11 protein-coding genes are annotated in these 15715 nt (G+C 47.5%); 3 read left to right on the forward strand and 8 right to left on the reverse strand.

Annotation, left to right across the window (positions count from 1 at the left end; genetic code table 11):
- Window positions 1-30 precede the first annotated feature (30 nt).
- Both licT and D328_RS0126055 read right to left on the reverse strand, forming a co-directional pair.
- Window positions 31-882 (reverse strand): BglG family transcription antiterminator LicT, encoded by an 852-nt coding sequence (licT, locus tag D328_RS0126050; protein ID WP_018887986.1) that lies wholly within the window; start codon window positions 880-882, stop codon window positions 31-33.
- Between the two features lie 339 nt (window positions 883-1221).
- Window positions 1222-2664, reverse strand: coding sequence for a 6-phospho-beta-glucosidase (locus D328_RS0126055; protein ID WP_018887987.1), 1443 nt, complete (start codon window positions 2662-2664; stop codon window positions 1222-1224).
- 597 nt (window positions 2665-3261) lie between these two features.
- Between D328_RS0126055 and D328_RS0126060 the strand changes: the two genes are divergently transcribed.
- Complete coding sequence (locus D328_RS0126060) at window positions 3262-4338, forward strand: glycosyl hydrolase (protein WP_018887988.1); 1077 nt, start codon at window positions 3262-3264, stop codon at window positions 4336-4338.
- Window positions 4339-4530: 192 nt separating this feature from the next.
- On the opposite strand, the gene D328_RS0126065 is transcribed toward D328_RS0126060, so the two are convergent.
- Both D328_RS0126065 and D328_RS0126070 read right to left on the reverse strand, forming a co-directional pair.
- Window positions 4531-5358 (reverse strand): methyl-accepting chemotaxis protein, encoded by an 828-nt coding sequence (locus D328_RS0126065; protein ID WP_018887989.1) that lies wholly within the window; start codon window positions 5356-5358, stop codon window positions 4531-4533.
- A 168-nt stretch (window positions 5359-5526) separates the two neighbouring features.
- On the reverse strand, window positions 5527-7638 hold the full coding sequence (locus tag D328_RS0126070) for a GDSL-type esterase/lipase family protein (RefSeq protein WP_018887990.1): 2112 nt from the start codon (window positions 7636-7638) through the stop codon (window positions 5527-5529).
- A gap of 213 nt (window positions 7639-7851) precedes the next feature.
- Here D328_RS0126070 and D328_RS0126075 point away from each other — a divergent pair, with 213 nt between their 5' ends.
- On the forward strand, window positions 7852-8817 hold the full coding sequence (locus D328_RS0126075; protein ID WP_018887991.1) for an AraC family transcriptional regulator: 966 nt from the start codon (window positions 7852-7854) through the stop codon (window positions 8815-8817).
- A 115-nt stretch (window positions 8818-8932) separates the two neighbouring features.
- On the opposite strand, the gene D328_RS0126080 is transcribed toward D328_RS0126075, so the two are convergent.
- The gene (locus tag D328_RS0126080; RefSeq protein ID WP_018887992.1) at window positions 8933-9391 is read right to left on the reverse strand and encodes a MarR family winged helix-turn-helix transcriptional regulator; all 459 of its coding nucleotides are present in this window, start codon (window positions 9389-9391) and stop codon (window positions 8933-8935) included.
- Window positions 9392-9567: 176 nt separating this feature from the next.
- Between D328_RS0126080 and D328_RS0126085 the strand changes: the two genes are divergently transcribed.
- On the forward strand, window positions 9568-10473 hold the full coding sequence (locus D328_RS0126085) for an SDR family NAD(P)-dependent oxidoreductase (RefSeq protein ID WP_018887993.1): 906 nt from the start codon (window positions 9568-9570) through the stop codon (window positions 10471-10473).
- Window positions 10474-10617: 144 nt separating this feature from the next.
- Here the strand turns inward: D328_RS0126085 and gdhA are convergent, their stop codons facing one another.
- The 3 genes from gdhA to D328_RS0126100 form a co-directional block, all read right to left on the reverse strand.
- A complete protein-coding gene (gene gdhA / locus D328_RS0126090; protein WP_018887994.1) occupies window positions 10618-11973 on the reverse strand; it encodes an NADP-specific glutamate dehydrogenase in 1356 nt (451 codons plus the stop codon).
- A gap of 520 nt (window positions 11974-12493) precedes the next feature.
- Window positions 12494-13441 (reverse strand): helix-turn-helix transcriptional regulator, encoded by a 948-nt coding sequence (locus tag D328_RS0126095; protein ID WP_018887995.1) that lies wholly within the window; start codon window positions 13439-13441, stop codon window positions 12494-12496.
- Between the two features lie 40 nt (window positions 13442-13481).
- Window positions 13482-15554, reverse strand: a complete 2073-nt coding sequence (locus D328_RS0126100; RefSeq protein ID WP_018887996.1) for a beta-galactosidase — start codon at window positions 15552-15554, stop codon at window positions 13482-13484.
- Between the last annotated feature and the right edge of the window lie 161 nt (window positions 15555-15715).

Raw genomic sequence — 15715 nt, forward strand, 5'->3', positions numbered from 1 at the left:
AATTCATATAACAACTTGATAAAGCGCTATTTAATCATTCGCAACCTCAGGCCCACGTGTAATCACTCGCTGAATATGAATCATTAGATACAGCTTTTCCTCATTCGTTAGAACATGATTATACTCATTTTGGATAAAGACATTGATCTTCTCCACACAGGCTGCTGCCTCAGGATGCTTATCCCGAATGAGATCATAGAAATGGTCATCATGGTTATCATAATGCGTGCCGTTGAATATCCGCTGCGAGAAGAATTTCAAATGCGTAATAAAGCGAAAATAGCTTAATGATTCCTCATCCAGCTCCATTTTAAAGTGATATTTGGCAATATTCACAATTTGCTGAATGAATTTGGTAATATTCATCGTAGTCGCTACTTCTTCGTTCATCTCCGCATTAACGAGGTGAATAGCAATAAAGGCCGCCTCATCCGGAGGGAGCTCTACGCCCAGCTTATGCTTAATCTGCTCCAGTGTCTTGAGACCCAGATTGAACTCCTCTTTGTAGAGCTGCTTGATCTCCCACAAGAGGGCATTTTTAATCTCTATTCCCTGCTCATAACGTTCCATGGCAAAGTGAATGTGATCTGTCAGCGACACATAGATATTCTCATTCAGGTTCCGGTCCTGATCACGCTTGGCGTCACTGATAATTCCTTCCACGATCTCAATCAGCTCCAGTGGTACTTCCCGCAGCAGCATCTTGAAATTATCGGTGGTCTGCTTATTTTTCAGTGCAAATACCTTCTGGATCCGCGTCTCATCAACCTGATCTCCGGGCTTCTTCTTAAACGCAATTCCACGCCCCATGATGACAGCCTCTGTACCGTCCGTTTGATATACACTGATTACGTTGTTGTTAATGACTTTGGCTATTTTCATGTTGATCCCCCGTTCTCACTGCACCAACCGCCCCTTATTCATCTGGGTCTCGGGATACAAAAAAAACCTAAAGCAGGCCAGAATAAAACAGGCAATATTGCCGGTCCTCTGACAGCTTAGGTTTTGCCTACACAGTCAGCACCATGCATGAGAGTACGCATAATACCCGTATAGTAACAATCCCAATAGTAAAGATGGATTCGCGTCAAGTATAGCCTGAAAACAGGGATATGTCAACGCTTTCAACCGAAATAAGCCTGCCGCAGCCTTATCCCCTCATTCCGAGGAGAAAAAGGACTCCGGCAGACGATTATAAGATATCAGGTAGTCGAGATGCGGTTACTTTTGTTCGAGATCGGCTCCACGGGATGCAATAACTTGCTTGTACCAGTCGAAGCTCTTCTTCTTGATGCGCTTCAGCGTACCTTGGCCTTCGTTGTCACGATCGACGTAGATATAGCCATAGCGCTTCTTCATTTCACCAGACGACGCGCTGACGATATCGATCGGCCCCCAGCTGGTATATCCGATGATTTCGACACCATCCTGAATGGCTTCTCCCATCTCGGCAATATGACGCTGCAGGTAGTCGATTCGGTAGGAATCATCCACTTCTCCGTCTGGAGTGACTGTATCCACCGCTCCAAGGCCATTTTCCACCACAAATAGAGGCTTTTGATAACGATCATGCAATTGGTTCGCAGTAATACGGAAGCCCTTAGGATCAATGGTCCAGCCCCATTCGGATTTAGCCAGATAAGGATTGGAAACCGAGCCAAACACATTACCACTGGTCATCTTCTTCACGACCTCTGGGTCGGTACTGGTTGTACGGCTGGAGTAATAGCTAAAGCCAATGTAGTCTACTGTGTTATTCTTGAGAATGTCTGCATCGCTAGGCTCCATCGCTATATTCAGACCATGGTCCTTGAAGAAACGCTTGGCATAGCCTGGGTATTCCCCGCGGGATTGCACGTCAATGAAGAAGTAGGACTCGCGGTCCTTCTCCATACCCTGGAATACATCCTCAGGATTGCAAGTATACGGATAGAAGCTTCCTGCTGCCAGCATACAGCCGATGATGGCATCTGGTATGAGCTCATGACAGGCTTTTACCGCAAGCGCACTTGCGACTAGCTGATGATGTGCCGCTTGATACTGAATTTGCTTCACATTATCGCCTTCCTGGAACGTAAGCCCTGCACCCACGAATGGCAAATGCAGCAGCATATTGATCTCGTTGAATGTCATCCAGTATTTCACTTTGCTCTTGTAGCGCTCCAGCACCGTGCGCGCATATTTCTCAAATAACGGCACCAGCTCGCGACTTCTCCAGCTTCCGTACTTCTCTACCAGACTAACTGGCACGTCGAAGTGAGCCAATGTAACCACCGGCTGGATTCCATGCTTCAGCAGCTCATCGAACAGATCGTCGTAGAACTTCAGTCCTGCTTCGTTCGGTGCAGCCTCTTCACCTGTTGGATAAATCCGGGCCCATGCGATCGAGACACGAAGAGCCTTGAAGCCCATCTCTGCAAATAATGCGATATCCTCTTTATAGCGGTGATAGAAATCAATAGCTTCATGTGACGGATAAAATTCTCCCTCAAGTGGAGTCAGGGATGGAACATATCCTTTCATGATATCTCTTCTCTTCTCGCCTGCTGGCATAAGATCGACAACGCTCAGACCTTTGCCATCCTCCAGATATGCGCCCTCAACCTGGTTCGCAGCCAAGGCACCTCCCCACAGGAAATTCTCAGGAAACACAAAATTGGACATACTAACTCTCCTTCCGAATAGTTCAAATTCGCTACCGTATAGCTTGCCCTTTACAACAAAAAAACCCGAACCAGCCTGTATGCATTAGTAGGCAACGCAAACAAGCCAGATCAGGTTATGCCCTCTTACGGTAACATCCCTAATGATACAGATTATGGATTTGATAAAACTCTAGCAAAAAAACAGCTAGCCTGTCAAATACATTATGTCTCTGATGTGCCCAAGTGATGTCAGGAAAGCGTTGGTTCCAGCACAGGACCTACGTCTTTTTGCACATGCAAACCAAACATTTATCTGCAATAATTGTAATCAGTACGGCTGAATTCGGGTATATATGGATAATGATTCCACCCCAATAGACAGTCAGGCGGAGAGGGAGCCAAGTATACGCCCTCTTGTTATCTTACATAACCTTTTTACATATATGTTATAGAACCCTTCTGCTTAATGTAATTATATCTATCTATAACATGACGTTAATCTATCTTGAATACAGTAGTAATATTGACTTCGCTACGGGCTTGGAGCAAAAATCGGTTCAGAGTACATGATGCTACATCCAGAAAATAACCGCCAGGTTATGAAGAAAGGACGCTGATGCTTGTGAAAAATACTTCAAGACAATCGCTGATGCTCGTAAAAGCATTTACACTCACTTTCCTGTGCCTGCTATTGTTCACCGGCTCCCAGGACTCCACTTCTAGTGCTGAAGCGGCCCTCAAACCCATCAATCCGAACGCCTCGGACAGCTCTCGGCAACTATTAGCTTTCCTGTCCGATATATCAGGTGAATACCTGATTACAGGCCAGCATGATTATCTGGAAAGCCCAGACGAGCAAAAAAATCGTCTTAGGAAAATCAGCGGCTCAATGCCTGGCTTGCATGGATATGAGCTTGGTGCAATCTCCAATCAAAGCCCGACAGTAGCTGCTTCCCAGCGAAAAAGTGTCATCCATTCAGCTATCCAGTGGAGCCGTTCGGGCGGTATTGTGGTGATGACCTATCATCAGCCTCTGCCAGGTACGGCACCTACTTGGAAGAATGTGCAGCGCAAGATTAGCCAAGCTGAATTCAATGCTTATGTGACTCCCGGAACCCCTCAATACCAGCGGCTAATCCGCGATCTGGATCAGGTCGCCGCCTCCTTGAAGACACTCAAGAATGCAGATGTACCTGTCTTGTGGAGGCCCTATCATGAGATGAATGGAGGCTGGTTCTGGTGGGGGGAGAAGGATAATTTTGAGGCCCTCTGGGGCATAATGTATGATCGCTTCGTCAACGTTCACCAGTTGGACAATCTATTATGGGTATGGAATCCTAATGCTCCGAATGCCTATTCTCTGGACTACGAGGCGTTCTTTCCTGGTACGGCGAAGGTCGATATACTGGCGGCCGATATCTATGAGCATGATTTCAAGCAATCCTACTATCAGGAGCTGCTTGCACTCGCAGGGGGCAAACCGATCGCCATCGGTGAGAATGGTGGGCTTCCTAGTCCAGAAGTACTCAAAAATCAACCGAAATGGGTATATTCCATGACTTGGGGTAGCTCGCTTACCCAGGACAACTCCACTACTGAGATCCGGACATATATGAGTCAGAGCAAGACACTCACCCTGCCACAGCTAGTGGAGAAAATGAAGCAGCACCGCGAAAGTGAACGCAAGCGTTAAGTAATGTGCGAAGTATGCGGTGCAGCTCCTTACCCATAGCCTCAGCCCTGAGCCCAGAATTCGTGTTCTGGACTCAGGGTCTTTTTTACATGATGTAGTCCAGTTATTTCAATGTCACATATCCCATATTAAAAAAAGCCCTACTCGCGTATCGCGAATAGAGCTGTTGGATACTATCAGAACCACTTCTACCTACTTCAGAGCAAGCATTTGCTGTACAAACTCCTTCAATTTCTTGCTCGTCTGATTGAGCTGCTCGATACTATTCACAAATTCATTAACCAGTATCGCCTGATCCTGAGTCGCTGCTGTAATCTGACTGATCTCGACCTCCATATGCTTCATTGAGGCCTGCACATTGACGAGCGATTCTTCAATGCTCGCAGCCGCTTGCTTGGTGTGATCGGATAGCTTCCGCACCTCACCTGCGACAACGCCAAAGCCACTTCCCAGGTCACCAACACGCGCCGCTTCGATCATCGCATTCAGCCCAAGCAGATTGGTCTGCTCCGAGACCTCACGAATCACACCAGTCACCTTGGTGACACCTGCTGAGTTCTGGACGGCTAGCTTGGAATTGCGCAGCATCTCCTCCGAGGTGGCGGATAGCTCCTGCGAGTGGGCAGCTACCTGCTGAATCCCGCCTAACAGCGAACCGATAATTGTCTCGGTCTCCGAAATGAGTGATTCCAGCGTATGATGACTATCCAATGAATAGTTGACACCCAGTATTCCAACGACCTGCTCGTTCTCCTTAATTGGGATAAGAATGGCATCGAAGGGTCTACCTTTAAGATCACCTGGCATCCGCACGACGGTTCTAGAGTCACGATTCGTCAGCATCTTGAAATTCTTATAGTCACTGTGCAGCTCGTCGCCCACCTTCACTCCGATATCAAGCGACTGGGCCTCCAAAAAATACAGCACCTTCTCATGATCATTGATGGATATCGAGACATCATCACGAAACATCTGACTTACAAATGGCATGCTATGGACCAAAGCTTCAAGCGTATTCATCCTCTTACCCCCAGTTAAAAAATGGAACACTCCTAGTTCCTATATCGGTAAAAGAAAACGATTTATAAACCATTTGTTAATAAATTAGTATATAAGGTGTTTCATAGGTGGTTCCGCCATTTCATAGGGAATAGGAATGAATAGCTGTTACTGAGCAAGGAGGGCTACCTAGGGAATCAGAGAAGAAGTATCATTCTCCGCCGTGATGTCCTGTCTAAGAACCCACATAAAATACAGTGCTTTGGCAGCTTGCGCGCGGGTTACCCCGAGCCTTGGCTCTAACTCCGTACCATTGGTCATCTGACCTCTCGTAATCCCCTTCTCCGAGCGAATTAGCCCCAGATCATAGGCTCCCTTCAGCTTGGCTAACAGGTGCGGCTGAGTATTCTCCGTATCCGTCAACTGCTGCCAGGACACCAGTGGATAATACATGGCTCCCCGCGCTCCTGAATCCAGATTCGGATCATAATCCGGGTCCCCAGGCACCACTGTCGAGCCGTTAAAGTCCGTCATGAACCTTGGCTTGTCGATGAACCTGGACTGGTATGCATCATACAGCATTGCTCCCATCAGCTCGCGAGATAACTCCCCATTGCTATATCCGGCCAATACTGAACGATCCAAATTCATGAGTCGGGTAAGACTATCCGCAAACTCCTCCACGCTGATCATCGCTCGCGGGTTAAAGTTACCCTGATGGTCCTTGTTCATGACTCCTAACTGTAGCAATTTCTCAATCTGATTCCGGTAATAAGCCCCCTCACCGGTGGTGGTATCCTTGGCCATCTCCGGGAAAATCTCTGTCCAGTCTGTTGTCGTAACCGCCAGCTTCACATGATCTTTCAGATGAGATGAAATATCGGCAGCGACGGAATTGCCTGCCTGTGCCTGCTTCACCAGATCAGTCACAACCATCCGCGCCAATTGCTTAGAAAGCGCCTCCTTGTAATGCGTACCGTCAATCTTCTTGGATGGATGCCCATTGGCATAGCTTCCGTCATTTGTCTTGCCAGGCGTCTCTCCGGCTTCAATAGACATGAAGATTGCTGTCGTAGCTTTGACGCCAATTTCGTTGTAATATTGCACACTCTCGGTGTTCAGATCAATGAGCGTGATGCTCTCTTCGGCTGCAATACGCTTCAGAATATCCGGAAACTTACGATTCGTGAAGGAATTGCTGTACACGTAATCCTGGGCTGCATCACCTTTTACTCTGGATACCGGAGTAATCAGCACAGGAACCATACCTCTTGAGCGAATTGCTGGAAGGTAGACCTCTTTGATATAGGTCTCATACATCGCCTCTGTAGAGCCTCGCCCATAGCGCCTGAATTCATCCGTGCTCTCATCATTATGTCCGAACTGGATCAGCACATGGTCGCCAATCCTGCCGCTCAGCAGAATATCATTCAAGCGCCCCTCCGTGTATGCATTTTTGAACGAACGACCACCCATGGAATAATTAATGACTTTCACCTTGTCCAGATCAAACATGGTATCGAACACCTGGCCCCAGCCGCTCATCGGTGCCTCGTCGAAGGTATAGGACTTGACCGTCGAATCCCCAAGGGTAAAAATGGTCGGAAGAGTCCCTGCAGCCCCCTCCTGCGCTGCAATAGGCTCCAGAACAATCTCTTCAATGCCTACTTTCGTGCCAACGCGATTCGGCTCAATTTCAACATCCAGATATTCTCGTCCATTGACATAGGCAAAGGTCCAATCCCTCCCTCGTGCCTCGGCCTTGAATTGCTTGGGTACAAGCTTGGCAGCATCCCAATGTCCACCAGACAGCAGACGACTCGCCTGCATGCCTGAGATCGATATTGTAGTATCCGCCGTGTCTGAGGTAGTCCTCACATATACGTTATAAGCACCTGGAGGAGCCGCAATTCGAAAAGTCATACCATAGTTGTTATAGTTGTCTTTCTCGAATTTTGGTTCCGCATAGAATTCAGGCTCAGTGATGAAAAAGCCTGTTCCATCGGAGGTAATCGTATCTGTATGTACCTCTCGTGGTGGGAGGGCACTGGTGTGCTCGACAAATCCGTAGCCTACTGAGGCGTTATATAAAGGGGCACCTATGTGTGCATCATACACTACAGACTGGTAACCAGGCTTGGTCTGGCTAGCGAAATTGAACCGATACGAATCAGCAACGATAGCATGATTTCCCTCCTCTATTGGCTCATTGGGAGCAGCTACTAGCTTGCCATAACCAGAAGTCAGCATCGTAGTTAGAAGCAGTGATAAGGAAAGCAGCATGGTCCAGAATCCTTTCATCTCAATTCTCCCTTCTCCTTACGTATATTGCGATACCGCTTGATAGTTCTTACGCGCGCTTCCTCCATTATGACTTTTTATGTAAGCGATTCCAATGATAGTTTCTCTCTATTTTTTGACCATTTGTAATACTAATTGCTATCGTATCTGTCGCATAGTATGTATAATTATGGAAGTATATTGGAACTCCAAACCTAGAGGGAGGCTAAAGCTTTGACTTACAAGGTTGCCTTTCCAGACATGATGAGCACCCTTCATCTTATTGGCTTTCATTTTCGGGTAACCGAGCCCGGCTGGACTTATCCCGATCATCACCACAAAATTTTTGAGCTTCTGTATTGCTATGATGGCAGCGCCATTCAATATATTGATCAATGCTCGATTCCATTTAGCAAAGGAGATTGGCTGGTAATTCCACCTGGTCTTCGCCATCATGTCGTTAGCTCCAATGCAGGACCCTATGTTTATCTCTCCATTCATTTTGACATCGATGACCTGGAGTGTCGTCGGTGGTTCCAGGCTCAGCCTCTGCAAGCATGGAATCATGAACAGCCTCCACGTCCCGAGTTCAGTCACCAGCTTGAGCATCTAGATGAATTCATCAAGAATAGCATTCTGATGACGACAGCAGCATCCACCCACTATCCGGAGAAGATTGAGGGCTTCTTGCTGATGAAAGAGAGACTGCGTCTTCACTCCACCATCCTCATGATTCTAAGTGAGATTATGGCTGCACAGCTCCAGCAGACATCGTTACCTGCACAGTCCATCCAACAGAAGCATTCCCTCTACGAGGTGGAGACAGCACATTGGATTGAGCAATATATGATGAACAATCTGCATTCACCAAGTCTTTCGATACAGTCAATGGCGGAGGAGCTCTGTCTAAGTCGGGTACAGTGCCACAAGCTGTTCTCCAAGGTATATAAGATCTCTCCAAGGCAGTATATGACGAGTAAAAGACTTCAACAAGCCAAGCACCTGCTTGTCTACTCCGACTTAAAAATTCAGAACATTGCGGAGCAGCTGGGCTTCGCCTCCCAGAGTCATTTCAGCAGACAATTCAAGCGTTGGACGGGCCTGTCTCCACTCCAGTACCGACCTAGATCATATACAGGTCCAGCTACTATTGATCCATCCAAAGTAGGGCCAATTTCCGAGAAGGATTTATATGAATAACATAAAAGACAGGCCTCTGAATGAATCAGAAGCCTGTCTCTTCATACTGTCGGATACGTCCTCCGCATGTCATATACGCCTTTCGCAAACTCCGATAGAAGGAGCAATGGTATGTCTAGAGCTCCAACCCGTTCAAACGCCTCAGCATTTCGATAAAAGCTTGCAAATCGGTATTCGTCCAATTTGTAATTCTTTCGTAGAAAATGGACTCCTTTTCTTGGGAGGCACGAATCATATTTTGCTGTCCGACATCTGTTAGGGATAGAATAACTCCCCTGCCGTCCTCAGACGACGCCTCTTTTTTAACATACCCCAAAGCCTCTAGTCGCTTGACAAGCCTACTGACTGAACTCCGATCCATAGCAATTGCTTCTGCTAAGGCTGCCGCATTGGTCGGCCCGTAGGAATAGAGCCAACGTACAATGTGGAAGGCAGCTGGCTGCAAAGAAGAGTCAAACCGGGCGGCAGCTTCCACATGGAGTGCATGAGAAGCACTAATCAGCGCATTCAGCTGTTTACCCAGATCCAATTCCAATTGAGCTCTCGACACAGGGAAAGATTGCTCCTCCTCCATCCTCGTTCACCTTTCCTTCGTAAAGTAACACCAGAAGTATAGTTGACATATATCAATCAAATTAATATAGTGGATATATGTCAATTATATTACTTTAAAGTCTTGCTTCTGTTGCTGATTCTTCAATCTCTTCTTTCCATATTTATTAAAATTGTATCACACAAAGGAGCATGAGTATGAGTAATAAGCCAATAGCTGTCATTACAGGCGCAACGAGTGGTCTTGGAGAGCTGGTTGCCGTTCAGCTAGCCATGTGCGGCTATAATCTCATCCTGACGGCAAGAAGCATGGAACGTGCAGCTGCCACTCGAAAACGAATCTATGAGCATGCTCCTTCAGCACAGGTAGATGTGTTCTACGGGGATTTATCGGTCATGCGTGACGTAGTTCGCGTAGGAAATGAGATCGCCAATGCTCACCCTAGAATCGACGTGTTATTAAATAACGCTGGCATTCATGCCTTTGAACCTCGCATCACCTCCGAGGGGCTTCCCGAGATGATGGCCGTGAATTATTTGGCCCCATGGCTGTTAACGCATCTGCTAAGACCTTCCTTGCAAAAAACGGGCACAGCCAGGGTCGTCAATGTCGCTTCCGAAGCTTCTCGTCGCCATGGCGTGCTGACCCTGCCCGACGACTTAACGGACACCACTCCGTTTACAGCCCGAGGCTCATCTGCTATCTATGGCAAGACCAAATTGTTAAATATCATGTTCACTGCGGAACTGGCTCGGCAATGGACCGGAACTGGAATTCATGTGAATGCACTCAACCCCGGATTTAATGTTACGGGGCTTGGTCGTGAGCTCAAATATGCGGGTATAATCGAACAGATTCTGAGATTCCTTCGACTCGGTAACCCGCAAAAGGGGGCCGCAATCATCACACGCCTGATTATGGATCCGGAATTCTCCAGCGTCACAGGTGGATATTTCAATGTTGGAAGCGGAAAATCTATTAAGCCAGCGGAACCTGGGGGTAATGTCAAATTGCAGAAAAAGCTATGGCAGGCTACACAAGAGCTGCTCATAGAGCATGGCTATCTACAGTCACACGTTCAAGTGAAGCTGCACCAACACTAGGCCTAATCCTGACATCTACACTAGAGCAGTATAATTAACCTATCCTCATCCAGATGACAGACCCTCCTGATCATCGGTCCAGGTGCAAAAAAACGGCAGTTGAATCTACAACCGATTCACTGCCGCTTATTGCAATTCGATGAATTAGATGACACCTTGTGCGATCATGGCATCTGCCACCTTCGTGAAGCCAGCAATATTGGCTCCTACGACCAGATTGCCAGGATGACCATATTCATCCGCCGCCTGGACAGCCGAAGCATAAATATTCTTCATAATTTCATGAAGCTTCGTGTCCACCTCTTCAAAGCTCCAGGAGTATCTCATGCTGTTTTGTGCCATTTCGAGAGCCGATACAGCAACACCACCGGCATTTGCAGCCTTGGCAGGTCCGAATAGCACGCCAGCTTGAAGGAAGATATCGATAGCTTCGAGAGTAGAAGGCATATTGGCTCCTTCTCCAATCGCCTTGACCCCGTTAGATACCAGCAAGTTAGCTGAATCCTCGTTAATCTCATTCTGCGTGGCACATGGGAGTGCAATATCACACGGGATAGACCAAATTTGCTCACAGCCCTCTGTATACACTGCGTTTGGATGCTCCACCACATATTCGCTGATCCGTTTACGTTCCACTTCCTTCAGGCGCTTGACGGTCTCAAATTTAATACCGTCCGGGTCGTAGACATATCCGTTTGAATCACTACATGCCACGACTTTGGCTCCCAGCTGCGTTGCTTTCTGGATCGCATATAGCGACACATTGCCTGATCCGGAAATGACAACTGTACTTCCCTCGAACTGAAGTCCTTTGCTTTGCAGCATCTCGTTTACGAAGTAGACCGTACCGTAGCCTGTTGCTTCTGTACGGGCCAAGCTACCGCCATACCCGATTCCTTTGCCTGTCAGGACACCCGCTTCGTTGCCGCCGCGAATTCGTTTATATTGTCCGAACATATACCCGATCTCGCGAGCGCCGACACCGATATCTCCGGCAGGTACATCGGCATCTGGTCCGATATATTTGTACAGCTCCGTCATGAAGCTTTGGGTGAACCGCATAATTTCTCCGTCCGATTTACCTTTTGGATCAAAGTCCGATCCACCCTTCCCTCCACCGATCGGCTGGCCAGTCAGTGAATTCTTGAAGATCTGCTCGAAGCCAAGGAATTTAATGATGCTGGCATTCACAGAAGGATGAAAACGAAGACCGCCCTTATAAGGTCCGAGCACGCTATTGAACTGGACACGGAAGCCACGGTTCACTTGTACAACTCCTTGATCATCGACCCAGGGTACGCGGAATGTGATCATTCGTTCCGGCTCTACGATTCTTTCCAGAATACCGTGCTGTATGTATTTTGGATGCTTGGCAATGACAGGAACAAGCGATTCAAGAATCTCTTTGATGGCTTGATGAAACTCGTATTCATGAGGATTTCGTTTCACTACGGTTTCATATACACTCTGAATATACTGCTTAGCTGATGCTTCGGCCATTGTTGTTCATCCACCTTTATCATTTAAAATAGTCAGTAGCTTGCAGGATCTCTTGGAAGGAATGAAGCTCAAGAACTCTGCAAAGCGTTACCGCGTTGAAATACAAAAACAGACCTATGAATCAATTAATTTATTTAATTCAACATATTACTTGAAATATCCGCCAGTCGGCAAGAATTATTTACACGACATGTTAAGTTTTATTTTTTCATAGTGATAAATTTTATTTTTCACACTTATTAATTACCGCTTATTAAGGTACAACTTTCATGGCGGAGCACGTGTAATCATCAGGGGTGCAGGTTGAACATCATCGAGCAAAAATGGTCACAATACCGCCACAACTTACTATGATGCTAAATCATTATGCAGTTATTCTAGATGTACCTGAGGCGGGTACGATCATCTGCATTGGACTTCTTTACATGCTGCCAGCACTTCCACTGTTCTTCCCATGATTTCAGAAATTCTATCTATTTGTGTTACCCGAATATAAAAAAACACTACTGACAACACTGTGTCAGTAGTGCTTAAACATTTTCTCGATCTCTTGTCGTACGCGCTCACGGAAGGACTTCGGCTCCAGCACCTCGATATCCCCTCCCAGGGTCAGGATATAAGGGAGCAGCTCTTCAGCCTGTCTGACTCGAAAAGTGACCCGAATCTCATCCTTCTCCTCCACCAGTGCTTCCATGTAGAAGCTTCCTGATTCTAAGATCTTGTCGATCACGCTCCGATTCACTCTTACCACTACGATTACATGACGATCATCCGGCGGACGGTAATGATTCAGATCGAACCCTGTCGGGAACGCGAAGCCTTCCTCCAGCAAGGTCAACTCCGTCATTCGGGACAATCGGAAATGGCGAAGCTCCTGCCTAAAATTACAATGTGCAATCAACATCCAATGTCCCCGAACAAGCGCTAACCCGTAAGGATCAACCTTTCGCCAGCTTTTCCGATTCCCGTCTGCTTCAGACCGTTTCTTTACATACCCGAAGCTTAGTTTACGCCTATTCATAATCGCATACCGAGCTATGGTTAGATAATCCTTTTCCTTCCGACCAGTTACTGGCTCATCAACATGAATGAGCCGCATTGTCTCACGTACGCGTCTTGATTCCACTCGTACGGGCTCAGGCAATACCGCTTCAATTTTACGTCGTACGGATTGAGCTACACTTGCAAAATCGGCATCCAGCCTCTGATCCATGAAATCCGTACCCATGAGCAGAGCAACAGCCTCTTCTGTCGTAAAACCGATCGGGGGTAAAAAATAGCCTTCCAGCAAAGAATACCCCTGTCCCGTAGTCCCAAATATCGGAACCCCCGCCTCACTTAATGCTTGAATATCACGGTAGATCGTCCGGACGCTTGTCTCGAATTGAGCCGCCAGATCCTCTGCTCTCAGCATTTTACTCCGCTGCAACTCTAGTGTGATAGCAAGCTGTCTTTCGGTTTTATTCATCGTCTTACTCCCCCGTGCTTCAAGGTCTAGCCTATCTTAATTATTCTATCACACAGGGCCACTCCATGATCATCGCGCCATAGGCTGGAAGGTGCGCCCGTCCACTAATCTTCTCTCCAGTGAGTAGCTCCCTGCGAGGCTCATGTAGTACAACTTCTGCGGAATCAGACCCGTAATTGAGGAGAAATACGTAGCGCGCATCCTTCCCTTCGCGAATGCCTATCTCCACTTGCTCAGGCACCTCAAGCCATTGTTCCACCGGCGAGGTCAGCTCCAGCCTATCTATCAGCGTATCCACAACAGCTTCGTTAAATGCCGCTCCGTAATACCAAGCTGCTCCACGCCCATGTATGCGCTTTGTCATAGCCGGACTACCTGCATAGTAATCTGAAGCATAGGAAGCCACGACCTCTACGTTTGGATCTTCTAGCTGCAAAATGTCATTAAAGGCATCGGCAACGGTATCCCGGGAAGGGCCATCGCCCTCCCATTTCAATACCGGAGGCTGCACCGTGCCTTTAATGAGTGTAAAATCACTCACGGATATTCCGCACAATGCAGCTACAGGTCCCGGGAGCGGCTGCATACGAGCATGACCATGCTTATTTTTGTACCCGGTTCGGGCACCGAAGATGACTGTACCTCCCCCCGCTACATACTTCTCCAATAGCTCCGCCGCCTCATCGGTCATAATCGCCGCATGCGGATAGATCAGCAGTCTATATTTCTGTAATGCAGTCAGGTCTTGATCCCGTAAATAGACCACATCTACCGGAATATGCCGGTACTGGAGCTGCTTGTACCAGGCGTTGACACTACGGGCTGTAAGAGGACCATGCCAGACATCGAATTCTCCGTCCCACTCATTATCATAATCCCGCAAAATCGCTACATCAGCCATATATTTCGTACCTGCAAGCTCGTAGCCGATCACTCCGAATTCTTGCCCTACTTGGGTAGCCTCCAAGACGCGACGGTTAGGCCTGTTGTGGTAGTCATTCAGACCATGCCAGTAGATTTCTGTCCCTACGGTCGCTGTACGCCAGCGGAAGTACAGGACAAGATCAGCTCCATGCAATACCGACTGATATGTCCATAGCCGTAATTGACCAGGTCGAGGGGACGGCATATCAATCCGGTTCACCCATCCCCCAGGACCAGCCTGCTGCTCCATAATGCAGAAATTACCCGATATGTCACGCACAGCGCTTAGATTCAGGCTCCATTTCCGGTCAAGTAGTGGCTTATCCTCCTGCCCCGGGAAGATCGTAGAGAATTGAGGATAGGAATCATAAGAGAAGAAATCCAGCATGGACTCGGTCAGTGCATGACTGTCCAGATGTCCAAACATACCATTGGTCGTAATCCAGTGCTGCGGGGCGAGCTCCCGAATGATATCTGCCTGGATCTGAGCAAATGTAATCGCATTATGGGAAATAAACCGCTTCTCATCCAGCGTATGATGTGGGTTAGGCGAGTCAGCCGTCGTTTTACGCGGCAAATATACTTGCTCCCAATCGCTATAGGTCTGACTCCATACGACGGTTCCCCAGGCATGATTAAGGGCCTCCAGCGTTCCATATTTCTCCTTCACCCAAGCTCGAAAAGCCACATGGTCTGCTTCAGAATAGAACACATTTATTTCACAGTTGAACTCATTGTCGATCTGCCAGCCTACAATGGCCGGATGAGCCTTATAATGGTTAGCCATCTCACGGGTAATTCGCGCGCACAGCTCCCGATATTTCGTACTGCTGTAATTATAGTGACGGCGCATACCGTGCTGATAAGGCACACCCTCAGACGTTGCATTTAGCACTTCTGGATACCTGTGTGTCAGCCAAGCTGGTGGTGTTGCTGTTGGTGTACCCATAATGACTTTCAATTCGTACTGATGGGCCAAGTCCAGAACCTTGTCGAAGAGCTCAAATTGAAACCGGCCCTCCTCCGGCTCCAAAATGGACCAGGCAAATTCAGCAATGCGAATATATGAAATATTCATGCTCCTCATTCGCTGAAAGTCATCCTCCCACAGCGCTTCGGACCAATGCTCCGGATAGTAGCAGACTCCTAATTGCAAAGCATCTAATTGAATGGATTTAGTCACGAACATTCCCTCCGTTCTCCTGATGCTACCATTTTAGAATGATTCCTTGTAAGCGTATATAATGAGTTTTTGACTTGATATCATTTTTTTGTGCTTCAAAGCGCAGTATATACCAGACAGAATGATATAATAGATTGGTTCCATAACAATAATTTCTCATTGCGAGG

This window comes from Paenibacillus massiliensis 2301065 = DSM 16942 (assembly GCF_000377505.1).
Lineage (GTDB): Bacteria > Bacillota > Bacilli > Paenibacillales > Paenibacillaceae > Paenibacillus > Paenibacillus massiliensis.

Bases quoted from the DNA above. Each gene is read 5' to 3' on its own strand.
- licT (WP_018887986.1), bottom strand. From the start codon at position 882: ATGAAAATAGCCAAAGTCATTAACAACAACGTAATCAGTGTATATCAA.
- D328_RS0126055 (WP_018887987.1), bottom strand. From the start codon at position 2,664: ATGTCCAATTTTGTGTTTCCTGAGAATTTCCTGTGGGGAGGTGCCTTG.
- D328_RS0126060 (WP_018887988.1), top strand. From the start codon at position 3,262: ATGCTTGTGAAAAATACTTCAAGACAATCGCTGATGCTCGTAAAAGCA.
- D328_RS0126065 (WP_018887989.1), bottom strand. From the start codon at position 5,358: ATGAATACGCTTGAAGCTTTGGTCCATAGCATGCCATTTGTAAGTCAG.
- D328_RS0126070 (WP_018887990.1), bottom strand. From the start codon at position 7,638: ATGAAAGGATTCTGGACCATGCTGCTTTCCTTATCACTGCTTCTAACT.
- D328_RS0126080 (WP_018887992.1), bottom strand. From the start codon at position 9,391: ATGGAGGAGGAGCAATCTTTCCCTGTGTCGAGAGCTCAATTGGAATTG.
- D328_RS0126085 (WP_018887993.1), top strand. From the start codon at position 9,568: ATGAGTAATAAGCCAATAGCTGTCATTACAGGCGCAACGAGTGGTCTT.
- gdhA (WP_018887994.1), bottom strand. From the start codon at position 11,973: ATGGCCGAAGCATCAGCTAAGCAGTATATTCAGAGTGTATATGAAACC.
- D328_RS0126095 (WP_018887995.1), bottom strand. From the start codon at position 13,441: ATGAATAAAACCGAAAGACAGCTTGCTATCACACTAGAGTTGCAGCGG.
- D328_RS0126100 (WP_018887996.1), bottom strand. From the start codon at position 15,554: ATGTTCGTGACTAAATCCATTCAATTAGATGCTTTGCAATTAGGAGTC.